At 38.7% G+C, this 21236-nt stretch carries 14 protein-coding genes, 1 tRNA gene and 1 pseudogene; 10 read left to right on the top strand and 6 right to left on the bottom strand.

The genetic code is table 11. The annotated features are described in order from the left end of the window. Positions 1 to 3: 3 nt before the first annotated feature. The gene (locus tag U859_RS31370) at positions 4 to 1209 is read left to right on the top strand and encodes a M12 family metallopeptidase (RefSeq protein ID WP_025146136.1); all 1206 of its coding nucleotides are present in this window, start codon (positions 4 to 6) and stop codon (positions 1207 to 1209) included. 115 nt (positions 1210 to 1324) lie between these two features. Here the strand turns inward: U859_RS31370 and U859_RS0125795 are convergent, their stop codons facing one another. Then, the gene (locus U859_RS0125795) at positions 1325 to 2506 is read right to left on the bottom strand and encodes an AIR synthase related protein (RefSeq protein WP_025146135.1); all 1182 of its coding nucleotides are present in this window, start codon (positions 2504 to 2506) and stop codon (positions 1325 to 1327) included. Positions 2507 to 3111: 605 nt separating this feature from the next. Further along, positions 3112 to 5286 (bottom strand): glutamine synthetase III, encoded by a 2175-nt coding sequence (locus U859_RS0125790; RefSeq protein WP_025146134.1) that lies wholly within the window; start codon positions 5284 to 5286, stop codon positions 3112 to 3114. Between the two features lie 203 nt (positions 5287 to 5489). Between U859_RS0125790 and U859_RS0125785 the strand changes: the two genes are divergently transcribed. Continuing rightward, on the top strand, positions 5490 to 6338 hold the full coding sequence (locus U859_RS0125785; RefSeq protein ID WP_025146133.1) for an energy transducer TonB: 849 nt from the start codon (positions 5490 to 5492) through the stop codon (positions 6336 to 6338). 10 nt (positions 6339 to 6348) lie between these two features. Beyond that, positions 6349 to 6699 carry a hypothetical protein gene (locus U859_RS0125780; RefSeq protein WP_025146132.1) on the top strand — a complete coding sequence of 117 codons (351 nt, stop codon included), beginning with the start codon at positions 6349 to 6351 and terminating at the stop codon, positions 6697 to 6699. A 764-nt stretch (positions 6700 to 7463) separates the two neighbouring features. On the opposite strand, the gene purL is transcribed toward U859_RS0125780, so the two are convergent. Beyond that, on the bottom strand, positions 7464 to 11207 hold the full coding sequence (purL, locus tag U859_RS0125770; protein WP_262496822.1) for a phosphoribosylformylglycinamidine synthase: 3744 nt from the start codon (positions 11205 to 11207) through the stop codon (positions 7464 to 7466). Between the two features lie 186 nt (positions 11208 to 11393). Here purL and U859_RS0125765 point away from each other — a divergent pair, with 186 nt between their 5' ends. The 5 genes from U859_RS0125765 (at position 11394) to fbp (ending at position 16819) form a co-directional block, all read left to right on the top strand. After that, positions 11394 to 11777 carry a VOC family protein gene (locus tag U859_RS0125765; protein WP_025146129.1) on the top strand — a complete coding sequence of 128 codons (384 nt, stop codon included), beginning with the start codon at positions 11394 to 11396 and terminating at the stop codon, positions 11775 to 11777. Position 11778: 1 nt separating this feature from the next. Then, positions 11779 to 12480 (top strand): tRNA1(Val) (adenine(37)-N6)-methyltransferase, encoded by a 702-nt coding sequence (locus U859_RS0125760; protein ID WP_025146128.1) that lies wholly within the window; start codon positions 11779 to 11781, stop codon positions 12478 to 12480. A 742-nt stretch (positions 12481 to 13222) separates the two neighbouring features. Then, positions 13223 to 15034, top strand: a complete 1812-nt coding sequence (locus U859_RS0125750; protein ID WP_025146127.1) for a serine hydrolase — start codon at positions 13223 to 13225, stop codon at positions 15032 to 15034. Positions 15035 to 15228: 194 nt separating this feature from the next. After that, on the top strand, positions 15229 to 15720 hold the full coding sequence (locus U859_RS0125740; RefSeq protein WP_025146126.1) for a metallophosphoesterase family protein: 492 nt from the start codon (positions 15229 to 15231) through the stop codon (positions 15718 to 15720). Between the two features lie 19 nt (positions 15721 to 15739). Next, complete coding sequence (gene fbp, locus U859_RS0125735; protein WP_025146125.1) at positions 15740 to 16819, top strand: class 1 fructose-bisphosphatase; 1080 nt, start codon at positions 15740 to 15742, stop codon at positions 16817 to 16819. On the opposite strand, the gene rnhA is transcribed toward fbp, so the two are convergent. Beyond that, positions 16816 to 17286 (bottom strand): ribonuclease HI, encoded by a 471-nt coding sequence (gene rnhA / locus U859_RS0125730; protein WP_025146124.1) that lies wholly within the window; start codon positions 17284 to 17286, stop codon positions 16816 to 16818. The genes fbp and rnhA overlap by 4 nt on opposite strands. A gap of 176 nt (positions 17287 to 17462) precedes the next feature. Between rnhA and U859_RS0125725 the strand changes: the two genes are divergently transcribed. Continuing rightward, positions 17463 to 17536 (top strand) — tRNA-His (locus tag U859_RS0125725). A gap of 739 nt (positions 17537 to 18275) precedes the next feature. Here U859_RS0125725 and U859_RS32420 read toward each other — a convergent pair. Next, positions 18276 to 19058 (bottom strand): annotated as a pseudogene (locus U859_RS32420) (recombinase family protein); the annotation flags it as partial. A 548-nt stretch (positions 19059 to 19606) separates the two neighbouring features. On the opposite strand from U859_RS32420, the gene U859_RS0125710 reads away from it, so the two are divergent. Next, positions 19607 to 20209, top strand: a complete 603-nt coding sequence (locus U859_RS0125710) for a hypothetical protein (protein ID WP_025146122.1) — start codon at positions 19607 to 19609, stop codon at positions 20207 to 20209. A gap of 475 nt (positions 20210 to 20684) precedes the next feature. Here the strand turns inward: U859_RS0125710 and U859_RS0125705 are convergent, their stop codons facing one another. Beyond that, a complete protein-coding gene (locus U859_RS0125705; RefSeq protein WP_162800051.1) occupies positions 20685 to 21170 on the bottom strand; it encodes a hypothetical protein in 486 nt (161 codons plus the stop codon). Positions 21171 to 21236 lie beyond the last annotated feature (66 nt).

Raw genomic sequence — 21236 nt, 5'->3', positions numbered from 1 at the left:
AACATGAAAAAAATCTATTATGCATTTGCGGTGCTCGTTATTTTTCTGAGTGCATGTAAAAAAGAAACTTCTGTTAAGGAGGAACAATCGCAAGACACTTCGGTAAAAGTTATTACCTATCATTTAAAGAATGGTGGGCAGGTTACTGTTCAAATTAATGATAATGGAGAATACGTTGTTGGAGGCGATGTTGTTTTATCAAAAGATCAGATTGCTTATTTGGAATACAATAAGGTTGGAGATGGTAAAACTACTACGCCTAGAAGCACCTTTACAGCTGAGTTTCAAAAATTATGGCCAGGGGGAATTGTTTACTACGTTATTAATAATGCCTCCCATAGTTCGCTAATCTTAAATTCGATTAGCGATTGGGAAGCCAGTACGCCAATTCGTTTTGTACAACGGACTAATCAGGCTAATTATATAAATTTTCAAGGAGCGCCACCAAATGGATCAGGAGATTCACAATTAGGTATGATAGGTGGGGAGCAGTTAATTAGGCTAGCTGCAAATGCAGATAAGACTACTGTCACCCATGAAATTGGGCATGCTATAGGATTATTTCATGAACAAACTAGGGCAGATCGAGATCAGTACATTAATATTAATTCTGCGAATATAAATAATACTTGGAGGTCTCAATACGAAATTTATAGCTTAGGTACAGGTTCTGAAATTGGAACTTTCGATTTTTATTCTATAATGTTATACTATCCATATAATAGTGCAGCCAGTGTGGGCGGGAATACCGCGCCTCAAATGACAAAAAAAGACGGTTCTATATGGGGCTATAATGAATATTTGTCGCAAGGCGATATAGATGGGGTTAATGCTTTGTATAAAACAATATATTATAAAGTTACTTCAGGACGTGGTGAGGAATATCAGATGGATGATTATAATGAGTCTTATGATACAAATGAATTAATTCAATTTTACAGTGATCCAAACTTAACCATTCCTTTAGAATTACCAAGAGATGTTACCATTCGTGTTTCTTACACAAAAGTTGAATATCCTTACTCAGAACATGCGGTCACTAGTAATATGTATTATGATGTAACGATACCCCAGGGCTATACAAATTTTGCAGCAGCAATGGAAACCCGTATACACTATAATGGAAATATGGGAATACAGGCAGGAAGTTATTATATGGGATTGAGTTCTATGAGCATCATAAATGCTTTTAGTGTTCATGTTTACTAAAAATTATAATCTTCTATAATATTGTGTTATTGGTAGATGCATCTCTACTTAGATATTGTAAATAAAAAAGGGGCTGAAATTTTATTTCAGCCCCTTTTCAATATATTATTAACTTTTAGTTATAAACGAAAGTTCCTTTTTCGCTTTCGATAGTTACCTGTTTCTGATCCCCTTTTTCTACACGGCCTATTACCTGCGCATCGATATTAAAGCTTTTTGAGATCTCGATGATGTGATCTGCAATCTCCTGAGGTACGTATAGCTCCATTCTGTGGCCCATATTAAATACCTTATACATTTCCTTCCAATCGGTGCTCGATTGCTCTTGTATCAATTTAAATAGCGGCGGGATAGGGAATAGATTATTCTTGATGACGTGGATATCCTCATTGATGAAGTGTAACACTTTAGTTTGAGCGCCGCCACTGCAATGTACAATACCATTAATCTGACTGCGATAGCTTTCTAAAATCTTTTTAATTACCGGTGCATAAGTACGGGTAGGTGATAATACCAATTTACCAACAGTTGTTTTGCCAAAACCTTCGATTTCTATTTCTTCGGCCAATTGTTTTTGACCAGAGAAAACCAGGTCGAAAGGAACGGCAGGATCAAAACTTTCAGGATAGGTATTGGCAACAGATTTCTCAAAAACATCGTGACGGGCCGAGGTTAATCCGTTTGAGCCCATGCCGCCATTATATTCGGTTTCGTAGGTTGCCTGTCCGTATGAGGCTAATGCCACAATTACGTCGCCAGGTTTAATGTTATCGTTGCTGATGATGTCTTCGCGCTTTAACCTGCAGGTTACAGTAGAATCGACGATAATGGTTCTTACCAGGTCGCCTACATCTGCGGTTTCGCCGCCGGTTGAGTAAATGGAGATGCCCTGTTCGCGTAAATCGGCCAAAATTTCTTCGGTTCCATTAATTACGGCAGCAATCACTTCGCCGGGAATCAGGTTTTTGTTGCGGCCAATGGTTGAGGATAAAAGGATATTATCGGTAGCACCCACGCAGATCAAATCGTCGATATTCATGATGATGGCATCTTGTGCAATGCCTTTCCATACCGAGATATCGCCGGTTTCTTTCCAGTAAACGTAAGCTAAAGAAGATTTGGTGCCGGCACCATCGGCGTGCATAATGTTGCAATATTCCTCATCTCCACCTAAAATATCGGGGATGATTTTGCAGAACGCTTTAGGGAAAATTCCTTTGTCGATGTTTTTGATGGCATTGTGCACATCTTCTTTTGAGGCAGAAACGCCGCGTTGATTGTACCTATTATCACTCATGTTGCCGCAAAGATAGTTTTTTAAGGTGGAAGGTAAAAGGGGAGAAGTTAGAAAGTAGGAAGTCGGGAGTCCGAAGTCCGGAGTCGATGGTAAACTGTGAGTCTTTGACAGAGGTTTTTACCTGCCCAAGGCTTATTCTAACAAGAAAATTGAAAGTGATTTTGGAAGCGAAAGTTGTCATTCCATGGCGGTTTGCAGTCCCGCTTTTCCTGCTGCCGTTTTAAAGCTGTGGAACAGAAAAAATATTTAACGAATAAAACGGCATTCGTACAATCGGGCTTAGGATATTGAGAGTTGTTCATTGTGGCGGTTTTTTTTCCTTGCACAGGCCTATCTAAAATAAACCTGATTGGATGGATGCTGGTGCAGCAATATTAAAATTGGTAGGACGATGGAAGCAGGAAGGAAAGCAGGGCTGCTTTAACCGATGAGTATAGGGATTGCTTTCCCTAAAAAAAATACGCGACACAATCAGCAGTTTTCAATTTGCAGTTTGCAATTTACCGTACGAATGAACCATTGGCAAATGAACCAATGAACTAAAAAAACAAAGGGCGTAAAGTTTAAAACCTTACGCCCTATACCTTAAACCTTACGGCTTAAATCTATTTCATGAATAATAATTCTCTGAATTTTGGTAAAGGCCAAACGCTGTCGTCAACAATCTGCTCTAATTTATCAGCATGGTAACGGATGATATCGAAGTAAGATTTAACTTTTTCATCGTAAGCGATCGCTTTTTCGCGGGTATCTTCGATTTTGTTGGTTACTTTACGTTCTTCTAACATCGCATCGATATTGGTTTTTACAATTTCTAAATGCTCAGATAGTTTTTTAACGATATCGATAGAAACTTTGCTGTCTACACCAATTGCTTTTAATCCTTGTACGTTTGCGATTAAAGAGTTTTGGTAAGCAATAGCAGCAGGAATAATGGCTGTGTTAGCCACTTCGCCCATTACACGTGCTTCGATCTGTAGTTTTTTGTAGAAGTTTTCTAACATGATTTCATGACGGGCATGAATCTCACGTGCACTGTAAATACCTGTTGAAGCAAATAACTCAGCAGATTTTTCAGTTAAATAAGCATCTAAAGCTTTTGGTGTAGTTTTGATGTTTGATAAACCGCGTGTTGCAGCTTCATCTTCCCACTCCTGGCTATAACCATTTCCTTCGAAACGGATGCCTTTAGATTCTTTGATGTATTTTTTGATCACTGTTAATAAAGCGATGTCTTTTTTATCACCTTTTTTGATCAATTTATCAACCTCTGTTTTAAACTTAACCAATTGCTCAGCCATAATCGCGTTTAAGATGGTCATAGGAGCAGAAGAGTTTGCTGATGAACCAACAGCTCTCAACTCAAATTTGTTACCTGTAAATGCGAAAGGAGAAGTACGGTTACGGTCGGTATTATCCAACAAAATCTGTGGGATTTTAGGAATACCTAACCAAAGTGCATTATCTTCTTTGATTTTTTTGCTAATACGTGAGTGCTCGATCTCATCTAATACATCGTTCAGTTGAGAACCTAAGAAGATAGAGATAATTGCAGGTGGCGCTTCGTTTGCACCTAAACGGTGATCGTTGCTTACCGATGCAATACTTGCACGTAATAAATCAGCATGCTCGCTAACCGCTTTAATTGTATTTACAAAGAAAGCAAGGAACATTAAGTTGTTTTTAGGCGTTTTACCTGGTGCCAATAAGTTTTTACCAGTATCGGTAATTAAGCTCCAGTTATTGTGTTTACCTGATCCGTTGATGCCAGCATAAGGTTTTTCGTGCAATAATACACGGAAATGGTGACGACGGGCAACTTTCTCCATCAAATCCATCAACAATTGATTGTGATCGATAGCTAAGTTGATTTCTTCATAAATTGGTGCACATTCAAATTGAGAAGGCGCAACCTCATTGTGACGGGTTTTTAATGGAATACCTAATTTCAAAGCTTCGTTTTCGAAATCTACCATGTAGCTGAATACGCGCTCTGGAATAGAACCGAAATAATGATCTTCTAATTGTTGTCCTTTAGCAGACATGTGACCGAACAAAGCACGACCGGTTAATAATAAATCCGGACGGGCGTTGAATAATGACTCATCAACTAAGAAATATTCTTGCTCAATACCTAATGATGCATTTACTTTAGTAATGCTTTTATCGAAATATTGGCATACATCAACAGCAGCTTTATCAAGTGCAGCTAATGCTTTTAATAATGGCGCTTTATAATCTAAGGCTTCGCCTGTGTATGATACAAAAACTGTAGGGATGCAAAGGGTTTTACCTGCTTTACTTTCCATAATGAAAGCTGGAGAAGAAGGATCCCATGCAGTATAACCACGGGCTTCGAAAGTATTACGAATACCGCCGTTAGGGAAACTTGAAGCATCTGGTTCTTGTTGAACTAATGCGCTACCAGCAAATTTTTCGATAGCACCATCACCGCTCGGCTCAAAAAACGAATCGTGTTTTTCGGCAGTTGTACCAGTTAATGGCTGGAACCAGTGCGTGTAGTGCGTTGCGCCAGCGCTCATTGCCCAGGCTTTCATAGCTGTAGCAATTTGGTTAGCATCGTCAGAATTGATTAATTCACCTTGGTTGATAGATGAAATTAATTTTTCATACACGTCCTTAGATAAGAAATCTCTCATTTTTTTCTTATCAAATACATTCGAGCCGTAAAAATCAGAAATTTTCGCCGAAGGAGATTTAACTTCAGGTGAAATTCTATTTTGAGCCTCTTTTAATGCGATGGTTCTTAAGCTTTTCATTAATTTGTTATGTTTTTTGTCAAAAATAGCATATTTTATTAATTTTTGTAAAACAATCGCATGAAATATGTGAATTTTACTGAAAATGAAATAAAAAAATGTTTTTCAGATGAAAAATTTCATTTTTTGTAAAGAAAATAGATTTTTTAAATGTTTTATGGAATCGATGATTTTGTTGCATCATCCTATAAAACTTTAAAACTATGTTCAACTCTTCAATTAACGTATACAAAACCGAGTGGCTCGATCTTGTATTTGCAAACCGCAACAAAAACTATGGTGCTTACGATTTAAGGTCTAAATCTTCGAAGATTATGACGAGGGCGCTTTTCGTAGCGGGAAGTTTATTTGTACTCGCCTGTTTCTCTCCTTTAATTTATGCGAAGTTGGTTCCTAAAGAAGATGCGGTTGTAGAAACAGCAAAAGTTATTGATTTAACGGATGTGATTCACCAGATGAAACCGGATCTGCCTAAACCAGAGGAAAAACCTGAGCCAAAAAAGGTAGAACCGGTAAAGGTTAAAACGGTAGCCTTATCTAATAATATAGTTGTTGTAAATAAAATAAATCTGCCAGATCCACCAACGATTAAAGAAATCGAAAATGCTGTGATCAGTGATAGAACACAAGAGGGGATTGTAGCTCCAAATCTGGTTATTCCAGATGCAAAAGGTAACGGTGATGGAACAGGAACTGCTAAAGAAGGTGAAGGAAAAGGAGAAGATACAAATATCTATATTAATGGTGGTGTTGATGAATATCCTGAATTTACCGGTGGTGCCAAGGCATGGTCTAAATATATGGAGCGTAATTTAAGGTATCCATCAAGAGCGCAGGATGAAGGTGCAGCCGGAAAAGTATTTGTGAGTTTCGTGGTAGAGAAAGATGGTTCCATCACCGATGTATCGGTAATTAAAGGAATCGGTTTTGGTTGCGACGAAGAAGCAATTAAAGTAATTAAAAAATCACCGTTATGGAAACCAGGTAAAAATAAAGGTGTGCCGGTGCGTGTGAGGTATAATATGGCCATCAACTTCCAGATTTCTAATTAAATATTGAAAAATGAAAAATGCCCTTTTAATATTCGTTTTTGTTTGCTTTACAGCTACTTATTTGAATGCTAAAATTGTAAAAGATGTAGATACTTCTAAAATACATAGCATTAAGCTGGCAAATGCCGATTTAAAGATTGGTAGGGTTAAGTTTTTAATCCGCGGGGGTATTGTATCTACTTATGTTAAAGGACAGGAAGTGTTTGAAAAGAAATATGGTATTGCTTATTATAGTTTTGGCTGTATTATGCCTACCAATATTTCAATTGAAGATTACAATAAAGTAGTTGCTTCTTATATGGACCGAAAATATGGAAAAGGGTGGAGAACAGAGGTTAGAAAAGACATTCAGGGAATATGATGGGATGGATGATGGGGAGAATTCTATTAACCTAGTTCCGTGGTCTGTGTCTCCTCAGACCACTTGGTAATCACTAATGGGTAGGTTTGATGATGGTCTGTGAGGACACAGACCATGGAGGAGAGACCGTGGATGTTGGGGTAAATTGAAGCGGTTTGGGCGGTGCCCGGACCGTTTTTTTGTTCTTGGGGTTTTATTGTTGTTTTTTTGGAAAGCAGGAACAGTACCTTTTTGTAATTGCAGTCCCGCCCTTTGTTTCAAATCCTTGCCCTCGTACCTCGGGCTGTGGGTTTCCACTCCGGTCTGGTTTAGGTGGTAAGGCCGTTAGTGCTATTAAAGGTTTATTGCGGATGCAGAAACAGGCCCGTATGCCGAAGAACAGGCTTTTTGTTTAATAAACCCCACAGAGCGGTTAGCCCGCAGTGAAGTGCAGCGGAATGAGGACTAGAAGCGATGGCGGGAGTAGAGTAGCTATGAAAAGCAAAACGCTCATTTCATAATAAAAGAAATCATTTAGAATAATACAAGAGAACAGTCATTTCGACTGAAGCTTGCCGGTTTAAGCATCTGTTATTATTTATCATGGTATGCTTGCTTGTTTCACAGGCTTCATCGGTAGCGAAATGGAGAAATCTATCTCGACAGATCTCTCGACTCCGTTGCACCCGATAGCTATCGGGTCCGCTCGAGATGACGAATGTGTTTAAACAAAAAATGGATGATGGTTTTTAATTCCATCATCCATTTTACATCTTCCATTTCTATTATGCTTTATTCTCAATCCACTTGCGTGCATTTACAAAGGCTTCCATCCATGGCGAAACTTCGTCTTTACGGCCTTGTGGGTAATTTGCCCAGTGCCATTGGAACAATGAACGTTCAATGTGCGGCATCATTACCAGGTGACGGCCGGTTTCGTCACATAACATTGCAGTATTATAATCTGAGCCATTCGGACTTGCCGGATAACTTTCATAAGCATATTTGGCTACGATTTTATATTTATCTTCTGTATAAGGTAACGAGAATCTTCCTTCTCCATGTGATACCCAAACCCCTAAAGTGCTTCCTGCTAAAGTAGATAACATTACAGAGTTATTTTCCTGTAAGGTTAACGAAGTGAAAATACTTTCGTGTTTACCGCTTTTGTTATGAAGCATTTTAGGTTTTTCTGCGTGGTCTTTATTAATTAAGCCCAACTCTACAAATAACTGGCAACCGTTACAAACCCCAACGGATAACGTATCAGGACGGGCAAAGAATTTCTCTAAAGCTACCCTTGCTTTTTCGTTATATAAAAATGCACCAGCCCAGCCTTTTGCCGATCCTAAAACGTCAGAATTAGAGAATCCACCCACTGCACCGATAAACTGGATGTCTTCTAAAGTTTCTCTGCCGGTAATTAAATCGGTCATGTGTACATCTTTTACATCAAAACCTGCCAGATACATCGCATTGGCCAGTTCGCGCTCTGAGTTACTTCCTTTTTCGCGGATAATAGCCGCTTTTGGACGTGGTTTGCCGGCGTCGATTACCGGTTTTTTACCATCAAATTGCGTTGGGAAAGTGTAATTTAAAACCTGGTTTTTATAATTATCGTAACGCTCTTTGGCTAAACCGTTACCGGTTTGTTTGCTATCTAACAGATACGAAGTTTTAAACCAAACATCACGTAAGTGGTCGATATCAAAACTGAAGCTGTCTGCAGCGTTTTTAACTTCTAATTTAGCTGAAGTATTTACCTCGCCGATTTTATGGAAAGCAACACCAGCTTGTGTAAAGCTTTCTTCAACCGAAGCATCGGCTTGGAAAACGATACCAATGTTTTCTGCAAATAATACTTTAATGCTATCGGTTTCTGCCAGTGAAGATAAATCGATCGATGCACCTAAATTGCGGTCGGCAAAACACATTTCTAATAAGGTTGTGATTAAACCGCCACTGCCAATATCATGTCCGGCCTGGATTTTATCTTCCTTAATTAATTGTTGAAGCGTATTAAAAGCAGTTTTAAATTGAGCAGCATCCTTAACATCAGGTGTTTCTGTGCCGATTTTGTTTAAAATCTGTGCGAAAGATGAACCACCTAATTTATAGGTATCGTTAGAAAGGTTGATGTAATAAATAGATCCGCCATTTTTCTGCAATACCGGCTCCACCACTTTGGTAATGTCATCGCAGTTGGCACCTGCAGAAATAATCACAGTACCTGGCGCAATTACATCGCCATCTTTATATTTCTGTTTCATCGATAACGAATCTTTTCCGGTTGGAATGTTGATTCCTAAATCGATGGCGAAATCAGAACAGGCTTTTACGGCTGCATATAAACGGGCATCTTCACCTTCGTTTTTGCAGGCCCACATCCAGTTGGCAGAAAGTGAAACACTTTTTAAACCATCCTTTAAAGGTGCCCAAACGATATTCGAAAGCGATTCTGCAATTGCATTGCGACTGCCAGCAGCCGGATCAATCAAGGCCGAAAGTGGCGCATGACCTACCGAAGTGGCAATACCTTCTTTTCCCTGAAAATCTAAAGCCATTACACCGCAGTTATTTAACGGTAACTGTAAGGGGCCAGCACATTGCTGTTTGGCTACGCGGCCACCCACGCAACGGTCTACTTTATTGGTTAACCAATCTTTAGCTGCAACAGCTTCTAATTGAAGCACCTGCTCTAAATAGGTATTTAATTCGTTGTTATTATAAGTAACAGCTTCGTAATTACGGTCGATGGTTTTGTCGTCCATTACGATTTTAGGTGAACTGCCAAACATGGCTGATAGCTCTAAATCCATCGGTTTTAAACCTGTTGTTGCAGATTTAAAAGTAAAACGGTGATCCCCGGTTACTTTACCTACCGTATACATTGGTGAACGTTCGCGGTCGGCGATTTTTTGTAAAGTCTCGATATGTTCGTTACCGATTACCAATCCCATTCTTTCCTGCGATTCGTTACCAATAATTTCTTTGGCCGAAAGGGTAGGGTCGCCTACTGGTAATTTATCTAAGTCAATTAGTCCTCCGGTTTCTTCAACCAGTTCTGATAAACAGTTTAAGTGACCGCCTGCACCATGATCGTGAATGGAGATAATCGAATTGTGATCGCTTTCTACCATACCACGAACGGCATTTGCCGCACGTTTTTGCATTTCAGGATTTGAGCGCTGGATGGCATTTAATTCGATCCCGCTACCATGCTGGCCAGTATCTGCAGATGAAACTGCTGCACCACCCATTCCGATCCTGTAATTTTCGCCACCCAGGATAACGATGTTATCGCCTTCCTGTGGTTTAAGTTTTTGTGCCTGACTGGCTTTACCGTAACCAATACCACCGGCGAGCATAATTACTTTATCGAAACCTAGCTTACGAGATGTCATACTGAGCTTGTCGAAGTGCTCGTGTTCGAAAGTTAAAACCGAACCTGTAATGAGCGGTTGTCCGAATTTATTTCCAAAATCGGTAGCACCGTTTGATGCTTTGATCAGGATATCCATCGGGGTTTGATATAACCACGCTCTTTCTTCAACACCTTTTTCCCATGGACGGTTATCCTCCAGACGAGAAAGGGCTGTCATATATACTGCTGTTCCTGCTAAAGGCAATGAACCTTGTCCGCCGGCTAAACGGTCTCTGATTTCACCTCCCGAACCTGTTGCAGCACCATTAAAAGGTTCTACGGTGGTTGGGAAATTGTGTGTTTCAGCTTTTAGGGAAATTACCGATTCGAAATCGCTTGTGGTATAATAATCAGGCTCATCGGCACGTTTAGGTGCAAATTGCTGCACTTTAGGCCCTTTTATAAAAGCTACGTTATCTTTATACGCAGAAACAATATCGTTAGGATTTTCTTCAGAAGTTTTTCGGATCAGCTTAAATAAAGAAGTAGGCTGTTCTATACCATCAATTACGAATTTACCATTGAAAATTTTATGGCGACAGTGTTCTGAATTTACCTGCGAGAAACCAAAAACTTCAGAATCGGTTAATGGTCTTTCTAATTTCTGTGCTAAGGTGTTTAAATACTCAACTTCTTCATCACTTAAAGAAAGTCCTTCCTGTTTGTTATAAGCCGCAATATCGGTGATTTCTAAAATCGGTTCAGGTTTGATGTTGATGGTATAAACCTCCTGATCAAGTTTATCGTATTTTTGAGAAAGCATCGGGTCGAAATCGGTATAACTTTCATCAACCTGCTTAAATTCTTCAATCCTGATGATGCCCTGCATGTCCATGTTCTGGGTAATCTCCACAGCATTGGTACTCCATGGAGTAATCATTGCTGCTCTTGGTCCAACGAAAAAGCCTTTAAGAGCTGTTTCCTGCGAGATTTTGGCGCCGCCAAATAACCATTCGAGTTTAGTAATATCAGTGGTAGAAAGCGCTTTGTCTGTTTGTAGAACAAAAATCGCCTGCGATTGACTAAGGAAGAAATGAATCATGCTTTTTTTTTGAAGTTGCAAAAATAGCGTTAAAAATTTAAAAAGCTTATTGAAGTGTGCAATATAATTGTGCTTTTATTACTTTTGACGTTAATGTAACCCTCAGATCGTCATTTCGAGCGGAGTGCAACGCAGTCGAGAAATCTATCGAGGCAGATCTCTCCATTCCACTGCGTTCCAGTCGAGATGACGGCCATTTTTAGAAGTGTTTGTGAATTTACAGCGGGCACAAAGTAAAAAGTTAAATCTATGTTCAATAAAATCCATCACATCGCCATTATCTGTTCTGATTACGAAAAATCGAAAGATTTTTATGTGAATAAATTAGGGTTTACGGCTTTGGCCGAGGTTTATCGGGCAGAAAGGAAATCGTATAAACTGGATCTGGCCGTAAATGGTGTTTACCAGATCGAACTTTTTTCTTTCGAAAATCCTCCTGCAAGGCCATCGCGACCGGAAGCACAAGGCTTGCGCCATTTGGCTTTTGAGGTAACCGATATTGAGAAAGAAATCGAGAGGTTAAACGGACAGGGAATTGTAACTGAACCTATCCGCATTGACGAATTTACCGATAAACGGTTTACTTTCTTTGCTGATCCGGATGGTTTGCCTTTAGAACTGTACGAGATTTAAGATGAGTATTTTTAAATTCAAACAGTTTGATATAGACCAAACAGGCTGTGCCATGAAAATTAATACCGATGGGGTATTGCTTGGGGCAATAGTTTCACATCCGTCGCCAAAAAGGATATTGGATATTGGGACCGGGACCGGCGTTATTGCTTTGATGTTGGCACAACGTTTTCCTGATGCAGTTATAGATGCAGTAGAAATTGACAGGCAAGCTGCTGAAACCGCGGGGAGGAATTTTCAATTATCAGTTTTTAGTGAGCGGTTAAGTATTAGCCATACCGCAATTGAACAATATAACCATCCTGGAAAATTTGATCTGATTGTTTCCAATCCACCTTTTTTTGTTAACGATTTAAAGAACGAAGAAGTTAGAAAAGGTATCGCCAGACATGCAGATGAGGATTTTTTTAGTTTATTGGTTGAAAAATCAAACTCGCTTTTGGCTGATGATGGGCAGATCTGGCTTATTTTGCCGGTTAAACAGGCGGACGAAGTGATTGATATCGCATCTCAGCATAATTTATCGCTTGCAGAACGGATTAATATTCATTCTGATGAAAATAAGCCAACTTTTAGACAAATCATCTGTTTGAAAAAAGGCGAAACGCTATTAATAGAAAGTGATTTTAATATTTACGAATCTTTAAAGGAGCATACCAAAGCATATAAGCTTTTACTAAAAGATTTTTTTCTGGCTTATTAGGGTTGGTTTAAAAATTAAGTAAAATTATTTCATTTGTCAGTTTGTAGAGATTTTCCTATCGCTCTATGCCGCGAGGCATGGTACTTTGGAGCGCCAAAGTACCCAAAGCGCTTCGTCAATCCAGCAATGAGCCTTTTGCACAATCCCTTGCGCATCAAAAAAACAGCGGCACTTCGTTTTGTGTTCAATGTTTTCTAAAATTAAATCATCGTTTATGAACACAAAACCACTGCGTTTCAGGTTTGTTGGTGCCATTTGTACTGGAGTGTGCCTGTTTTTTTGATTTTCCCGGCTCTTGGGATTGACGGGCGTTCTTCGGTAAAACCTGTTAGTTTTTCAAAGGAAGCTGGCATAACGCTTCAGAAAGTTATAAAAAGATGTGTTCATATGATAGGCGTAGGTGAGAATTCAATGTCATTAAGTTAATGCCTAGACACAGGTAAAATAATTTAACCACAGATAAAAAGTATGAACACAGATATGAAAATCCGTGTTTACCTGTGGTTAAAACATCTTAACCTAATGACATAAGACGAGAACTTAAAGCTTATTTCATTAAAATCCACAATGCGGTTAATCGCAATCTATCAATTCAAAAAAAATGCCCAGTCATTTTAATTGATTTATATGAAAAATTAAATATGGCTATTAAATGGTTTAAATTTATATCGTTTCTGATATAATTTTCAATAATCTCATTATCATTTGTAATTTAGGATGCATAAATCTCACCTAAATTAAAATGAAACGTATCCTAAATTTGTTCTTACTGTGCCTGGTGGCACTATCTTCTCTAGCTCAATCAAAAAAACAAAAAACAGGCGATCCATTAGCAGGGATTGATACCTTATTAAACAGGATCTTGAAAGATCAGCAAGTGGCTGGTTTTGCAGTAGCGGTGGTAAAAGGCGATCAGGTAATCTACAGCAAGGGTTTTGGTTATCGCGATGTAGAAAATAAAAAACCGGTTACGCCGAATACGCTTTTTGCCATAGGCTCGAGCACTAAATCCTTTACTTCTGCACTCATTGGTTTACAGCAAAAAGAAGGAAAACTCTCCCTTGATGGAATCGCAACATCTTATTTACCACAATTGAAGTTTTATAACGATAATATGAATAACCAGATTACGGTTCGCGATATGATGTGCCATCGCACAGGTTTGTCGCGTTACGATTTATCCTGGTTTGTATTCAATACTTCTAACCGTGATAGCATTATACAAAGGGTGCGTTATATGGAGCCCACCGCTGGCATACGAGAAAAATGGCAATATAATAACTTCATGTTTTTGGCTCAGGGTATGATAGTTGAAAAGTTGACCGGAAAAACCTGGGAGCAGAATATTAAGGAAAAGTTTTTCGATCCTTTGGAGATGAGCCGTTCCAATACCAATATTTTTGAATTTGAAAAAGATAGTGAAGCTTCTTTACCTTATACGGTAAACAATAAAGGTGCGATCGAAAAGGTTGATTATTTTAATATAGACGGAATGGGGCCTGCCGGAAGCATTAATAGCAGTGTGAACGATATGACACATTGGTTAAAAGTGTGGATCAACGGGGGATCTTATAAAGGGAAAGAGATTTTACCCACCTCTTATATAAGAGAGGCTGCAAGTTCTCAGATGGTGATGGGGGCTGGTTTACCCGAAGAGGATAAGGATATTTACCTCTCTACCTATGGTTTTGGCTGGATGATCAGTTCGTATCGTGGGCATTATATGGTAGAGCATGGGGGCAACATCAATGGTTTTTCGGCAAGTGTATCCTTTTTCCCTACAGATAAAATAGGTATTGTGGTTTTAACCAATCAAAATACGTCTAATGTTCCCAAAATCGTATACAGCAGCATTGCCGATAGGGTGTTGGAACTGAAAAATATTGATTGGAACGGCAGGGCCAACAAAGCAAAAGCTGAAGCCAGGGAAAGAGAAAAGGCTGCGAAAAAAACGGCTGTAAGTGCTCATGTTTTAAATACTAAGCCTTCTCATCCTTTAAAAGATTACGATGGTTTGTTTGATAATCCTGCTTATGGTGTAATTAACATATCGTTCAAAAATGATTCGCTTTTTGCCATGATGGGAAAAGAGAAGCTTTTACTTAGGCACTATCATTATGATGTGTTCAGCATCAGCGGTATCGATAAAAAAGGAAAAATTGACACGGCAGAAAGTGACCTGCGTTTTAATTTTATCAGCGGACAGGACGGCAAAATTGAAGGGGTCAGTATTCCACTTGAGCGGGGAATGAAACCAGCCATTTTTTCATACAAACCAAGAACGGTTGAGTTGAGTGCTGCAGATTTAGAAAGTTATACCGGTACTTACGGCGAAAAGGGGCTGGCCAAGGTATATTTAAAAGGCAAGATTTTATTTGTTTCAGTGCCCGGTCAGCCAGAATATGAAACTGTTTCAGTAGGGAATGATACTTTTAATTTTAAAAATCTAAAAGGCTTTAGTTTGAAATTCGAGAAAAAAGAGGGCGTATCAAAAGCCTTGTCTGTTTCGTTTATACAACCTAATGGGACATTTAAGCAGGTGAGGCAAAACTAGAAGAAAACCTGGTCATCGGGCTTAATCAGGATCTGAGCCCGATGATAATATCCTATAAATAAAAAATGATGATTTATCAGGTTTTGTTTGCTGTTTAAGCTAAAAAACATCTTTTTTGCAGTAGTTTTAAAAGAACTTAAAATAATTTACCGCAAAATAAAGGTGTAAAACGCGATGGGTACTAACTTTACAAAATGAAAAAAATAGGATTAATTTCTGATACCCATGGTTTTTTAGATGATGCCGTTTTTAAACATTTTGATGGTGTGGATGAAATCTGGCATGCGGGTGATTTTGGTCCGGATGTGGCCGAGCCCCTGGCGGCATTTAAACCTTTGCGCGGTGTGTTCGGAAATATAGATGATGGCGCAATCAGGTCAGCCTTTCCTGAACAAAATCGATTTAGCTGCGAAGGGGTCGATGTATGGATGACCCATATCGGGGGGTACCCGGGGAAATATTCATCTTATGTAAAGCCTGAAATATACACTAACCCTCCAAAACTATTCATTACCGGGCATTCCCATATTTTGAAGGTAATGTTCGATAAAAAAATAAAATGTTTGCATATAAACCCCGGTGCGGCGGGAAAACATGGCTGGCACAAGGTGCGTACCCTGATTAGATTTTGCATTACTGATGAAAATATTCATACCTTAGAGGTTATAGAATTATCGGGTAGATAATGTAAAATATACACTAAGTATGGTTTGTGGCGTTAAAACACTAGGACAATTTATTATAGAAAAACAGGCAGATTTCCCTTATGCCAAAGGTGAACTTTCGAGATTGTTGAGGGATATTGGCATTGCCGCAAAAATTGTAAACCGCGAAATTAATAAGGCCGGTTTAGTGGATATTCTCGGCGATATGGGAACCACAAATATCCAGGGAGAAGAACAGAAAAAATTAGATGTTTATGCCGATAAACAGTTTATTGCCGCTTTAACCAGTGGGGGCGAATGCTGTATTGTAGCCACTGAAGAGGAAGATGAGATTATTCATATCGAATCGCCGGTTTCGCAGAATGCCAAATATATTGTTTGTATAGATCCCTTAGATGGTTCTTCTAATACAGATGTAAATGTTGCTGTAGGAACTATTTTCTCTATTTATAGAAGAAAATCGGTAGATGGCAGGGCAAGTTTAGATGATGTACTGCAAAAGGGTACACAACAGGTGGCGGCAGGTTATATTATTTATGGCTCATCAACCATGCTGGTTTACACTACCGGAAAAGGGGTAAACGGGTTTACACTCGATCCATCCATCGGCGAATTCTGCCTTTCACACCCTCAAATGAAAATACCCGAAATGGGTTATTTATACTCAGTAAATGAAGGCAATTATGTGCATTTTCCCGATGGCGTTAAAAAATACATCAAATATTGCCAGGTAGAAGATGAAGCAACAAAACGCCCTTATACTTCTCGTTATATCGGTTCGATGGTGGGCGATATCCACCGGAATTTAATAAAAGGAGGGATTTATATCTATCCTACCACCTCGCGTTCTCCAAACGGAAAATTAAGGCTCTTGTACGAATGTAACCCGATGGCTTTTATTATAGAGCAGGCCGGGGGTAAGGCAAGTACAGGTTTCGAACGTATACTGGAAATCCAGCCGACGGAATTGCACCAAAGGGTTCCGGTTTTTATCGGCTCCAAAAAAATGGTAGAAAAAGCGGAAGAAATGATGCTGCTTTACACTGCAAAATCAATCTCAGTTGAGGCCAAAGCAGAAGCCAGACTGGAAGATTTAAATGTAATTGGTGGAATAGACTAAAGCTGTGCTTTACTTCTTTCAACTTCAAAAAAAGTATCTATCGCTAAATTTTGCTTGTCTTGCGAAGCAAAAACAGCTAAACGGTCGCAACGCTCGTTCTCCGGATGATCGTTGTGGCCTTTAATCCAGATAAATTTCACTTTGTGCAATTTATATAATTCCAGGAAACGCATCCAGAGGTCTTTGTTTTTCTTGTCTTTAAAGCCTTTGCTTACCCAGCCAAAAACCCATTTCTTTTCAACGGCATCAACCACATATTTTGAATCGGAATAAACGGTTACCTGCTGGTTCAAACTTTTTAATGCCTCCAAACCTTTTATAACAGCCAATAACTCCATGCGGTTATTCGTAGTCATCCTAAAACCACCGCTTAATTCTTTATAATGTTGTCCTGCCCTTAAAATGGTACCCCAGCCACCTGGTCCTGGATTCCCGCTGGCTGCTCCGTCTGTGTAAATTTCGATCATAAATGCTGTAAAGTTATGTTTTTAGCTTCAAAATAGCTTATTTTATCTGTTGCTGAAATTTTTTTTCAATTTCAAATAATTGAATGTTAACGAATTAAAAATTTGTTGTAAAAACTTTGAGAAAAATATTTGCAAGGAATATTAAAAGTCGTACTTTTGTGACATCAAAAAACACGGTGGCTGTAGCTCAGTTGGTTAGAGTATTGGTTTGTGGTGCCGAGGGTCGTGGGTTCGAGCCCCATCAGCCACCCCCAGTGGGACGAGGTCTTTTCAAAAGATTTTCGTCCCATTTTTTTTGCTCCTAACTCTTTGTTTTTCAAGTAGATGTGCTGTGCGATTTCATTTACTAAAAGTGTTCGATATCGGTCTCCATTGTATTCCAATTTTTCAGGAAATAAGCAACTTATTAAATATCTTTTGCCTTCTACACTCGAATTTTCATAAAATAGGTCGAGGTTCATTAAATTACTTATTGCCCGCTCTGCAATCGGTCTGATGTTTAAAACAGCTTTGTTTTTGGTGTTAAGATCTGCAAGCTTCGATTCCAGAATAGCGATTTTTTCATTGCTCTCTACTTTGATTGCCCTAAAATCTACAGTATCAATTTCGTTGTCCAATAATAAATCCCTGGCCTTCTCGACTTTCCTATTGTACTCTCGGATTTGTGTTGAATAAACTTTTCGCTCATCTAAAATGGATCCTACTTGGTTTTGGTAGGCGTCTGAAATAGTCTGCACAAAAATTTCTTCATAGCCATTTCGAGGTAGGTAAGCCAAAAGCTCAGTAGCAAAATCCTCATTGACCTTTTCAGACCGAAATCTAATGCCGCAAGAAGATGTGCAATGATAATAGGTGAAATGTTTGTTTTTACCTTTTGAAGAGCTTCCGCTCAATGACCGGTGACAATTCGGACATTTCAGGAAGCCACGCAACACAAGTGCTTCAGGCGTGGCAATAGGCTGGCCAAATTCCTTTTTTCTTCCGTTCAAAATGTCTTGAACGTTAAAGAACATTGTTTCGCTGATTAAAGCTTCGTGAAGTCCTTGAGCCAGGAATGCATCTTCGTTTTTGTATTTTGGTACAACTATCTTTCCGCAAAAGATTGGATTTCTTATAATTGTGTAAAAATTGTTTTTACTGCATTTTAAGCCCTTTTCTCTTGCCGAATGAAGTATTTGTTCCCCAGAATAAGTGCCTTCAGCCAATTGCTCAAAAATCCATTTCATCAGGGACGCTTCAGGCTGCTTCATAGCAATATATTTTTTTCCATTCTCAGCAGTTTTGTTGATGTACCCAATAGGAGCTTTACCAGTCCATCTACCTTCCTTTTTTGCCTGCCTGATTCCAGCTTTGGTGTTGAGCCCTCTTCTGTCATTCTCAATTTCCGGTGTGGTAAGATAAACTGCAAGCATCATTTTGTTCTCGGGAACATTCAGGTCAAGCGGTTGTTCAATTGCCTGTGGGTCGACACCAAGCTTGTTGAGCATAGCTATAGTCTGATATGCGTCGCTAGTGTTGCGGCTAAAACGGTCCCACTTAGTGAATAACAATAAATCAGTTTTTCCTTTATGTTTTTTGAGGTGAATAACGAGTTTCTTCCATTCAGGACGGTTGAAGGTTTTTGCAGAATAATCTTCAACCACAACCTTTCTAATCCTGATGCCGTTTAGTTCGCAATATTTTTCCAGAACTTCTTGTTGACTTCTGAGTGAATAACCTTTTTCCGCCTGCTCGTCTGTACTTACTCTTACATATAAATCAGCTATTTTCATTTTCTTTTCTCCTTCTTGTATGCCGGGTGTATCTTCTTAAACTCGCCCTTGGTTTTTGATCGGGCAGTCTTGCAATTGTTTCTCTCACAGATAAGTTACTCAATTTGTAGATGAGTTCCAAAACCTTTTCTGCTTTTTCTATACTAACTACTGTGCCATGATTTAGAAGGATTTTAACCACTTTTTCTGGCGTCACGGATCTTTTTTCTAGAAGCTTATAATAGTCCATACAATTATCTTTTTCACAAGATTCTCAGAAATATCTTGGATCGTTACGGTAGTTCCCTGGTAATCCCGAGCGATTTCAGTAAGATTTATGGAATCTTTGATTAGTCGGATATACCGCATAAAATGATAAGCATATAATATCAAATACCATATAATAATCAAACAGGCTTTTTTATTTCTCGACAGCCATCCATTTTTTGAATTTGCAAAACTATCAGTGACTTGCTATTTATCGTTCAAGGGTTTATAAACGGCTTCGCCGCCCTTGAGCGATAAGCAACCACTGAATTTATCAGGCAAAAAAAAATTAATGTATTGCTATGGAAACACTAACCACAACCCTGAATGAAATTACAGTGACGCAGTATTTAAATAGTCACCATCATATTCCCTATGAGCGAGAACTTCTCAATGAGATTTTGCAGAGTATTCAACAGAATGATCTTAAACAATTGAACTGGTTCGCACAGTTTGGCAATGGACTTAGAAGTATCGTTTTTAATGTTTACGCTTACCGTTGCGGATTAAAGTTTGGATTTACCGAGATAAATTTCGATGAATATGGCTGGTTTAAAAGGCCGTTATTTCTGGATCAGGAAGAGTTATGTTTTGGATTAATTGATAAAAATAAGTCTGTGAATTATAGTACAATTACATTAGGCAGAGGTCCAAATAATATATGGTCATTTGGAATGAGCATATCATACGGAACAGCGGGCTCTAGTTCAGGAATCTGCGTATATAGTCCGATTTTTAATTCAAAGTCGGAAGCGCTAAATCATGCGATCCAAAAACTAAAAAATGCAATTGTATCGAAAGTTGGAGATAAGGATACTACAAATTATAACCAGAAAATTATCAGAGCGACTTTGAAAGATATCGAAACCTTTAGAAATGCAAAAAGTCAAATGAGCCTGTTTTAAACTTTTCGGCTCTTCTAAATGAATCTTTGCATCACATAGCGATCTTGCAAAGTGGGCCATATAGCAATCATTACATTTAGATCGTAAGTTAATTGAAAATGATAAATTAAACTTAGGTTTAAATAAACAAATAGGGCGTCCTAATTCCGAACGGAGCAAATGTATCGACTTGCCTGACAGGCACGCAGATTGTTGTGACTACTTTACCATTCTAACGATGCGTGGTAAAGAAGTTTTTCATTAGTTGTATAGCATTTAGAATGCAATGCTTTACAAGTCGTTATCTTGAAGATGAGTTCAATGGAGTCATTCTTAAAAGTGGTGATATCTATAGCTGAAAAGATCAGCGAGCCTTATCAATTATTCAATGATATAGCCTCGCCGATCTTCATTTTATTTAGAAGATTAATTTAAGTTTGCCGATACCTATCACTATTGTAAACAGCATCAACAGATTTGGATTAACCATCGATAATTACATAGCGCTTTTTGACAAGACGCTTAGTCGATCCAAGTATTCTTTTTTTAGTTTCGGAGAAAAGGGACTCTGTATAACAAGTATGCCCTGACTCTTTAAATCTATGTTTATTTCCATAACAGATCCTTTAAAATGTTTTTCCATTTGTGGATAGAGAGATACGCGTTTGTCAGGATTTGGCCTGTAAGTAACATAAATTGTTATCTGCTTGTCATTATAGGCACCACCCTTAACATTGTATGTGATTTTTCTCGCCTTTTTGCCTTTGAAAAGACACTTTTCAACCTGATAAGTTTCATTGTGGAAGAACGCTCGCTCGCCACTAAAATCGAATCCGCTTTTTTTTTCAGATAGAGGCTTATATTTAAGAGCTTCTAGGTTTTTGAGATTTTCCGATTCCGCGTAAGACTGATGCTTGAGGTTGATTAGATAAAACCCTGTATGTACATTCTTAGGCATTTGTTCAATGCCATTTACTTCCATCAGGTCAGTCCTAATTCGAACTTCAGCAGCCCAGTGTTTAAAAATAGGCGACAATATAGCAAATTA

Source organism: Pedobacter jeongneungensis (assembly GCF_000633455.1).
GTDB classification, from domain to species: Bacteria; Bacteroidota; Bacteroidia; order Sphingobacteriales; family Sphingobacteriaceae; genus Pedobacter; species Pedobacter jeongneungensis_A.
The sequence above is the reverse complement of the archived record's forward strand: the minus strand, read 5'-3'. Positions and strand labels throughout refer to the sequence as shown.

Excerpts from the sequence above, each read along its gene's own strand:
- U859_RS0125740 (WP_025146126.1), top strand. The coding sequence starts at position 15,229 with ATGAAAAAAATAGGATTAATTTCTGATACCCATGGTTTTTTAGATGAT.
- U859_RS0125795 (WP_025146135.1), bottom strand. The coding sequence starts at position 2,506 with ATGAGTGATAATAGGTACAATCAACGCGGCGTTTCTGCCTCAAAAGAA.
- U859_RS0125710 (WP_025146122.1), top strand. The coding sequence starts at position 19,607 with ATGGAAACACTAACCACAACCCTGAATGAAATTACAGTGACGCAGTAT.
- U859_RS0125790 (WP_025146134.1), bottom strand. The coding sequence starts at position 5,286 with ATGAAAAGCTTAAGAACCATCGCATTAAAAGAGGCTCAAAATAGAATT.
- fbp (WP_025146125.1), top strand. The coding sequence starts at position 15,740 with ATGGTTTGTGGCGTTAAAACACTAGGACAATTTATTATAGAAAAACAG.
- U859_RS0125765 (WP_025146129.1), top strand. The coding sequence starts at position 11,394 with ATGTTCAATAAAATCCATCACATCGCCATTATCTGTTCTGATTACGAA.
- U859_RS0125760 (WP_025146128.1), top strand. The coding sequence starts at position 11,779 with ATGAGTATTTTTAAATTCAAACAGTTTGATATAGACCAAACAGGCTGT.
- U859_RS0125750 (WP_025146127.1), top strand. The coding sequence starts at position 13,223 with ATGAAACGTATCCTAAATTTGTTCTTACTGTGCCTGGTGGCACTATCT.
- U859_RS0125780 (WP_025146132.1), top strand. The coding sequence starts at position 6,349 with ATGAAAAATGCCCTTTTAATATTCGTTTTTGTTTGCTTTACAGCTACT.
- U859_RS0125785 (WP_025146133.1), top strand. The coding sequence starts at position 5,490 with ATGTTCAACTCTTCAATTAACGTATACAAAACCGAGTGGCTCGATCTT.
- U859_RS31370 (WP_025146136.1), top strand. The coding sequence starts at position 4 with ATGAAAAAAATCTATTATGCATTTGCGGTGCTCGTTATTTTTCTGAGT.
- rnhA (WP_025146124.1), bottom strand. The coding sequence starts at position 17,286 with ATGATCGAAATTTACACAGACGGAGCAGCCAGCGGGAATCCAGGACCA.
- U859_RS0125705 (WP_162800051.1), bottom strand. The coding sequence starts at position 21,170 with ATGGAAGTAAATGGCATTGAACAAATGCCTAAGAATGTACATACAGGG.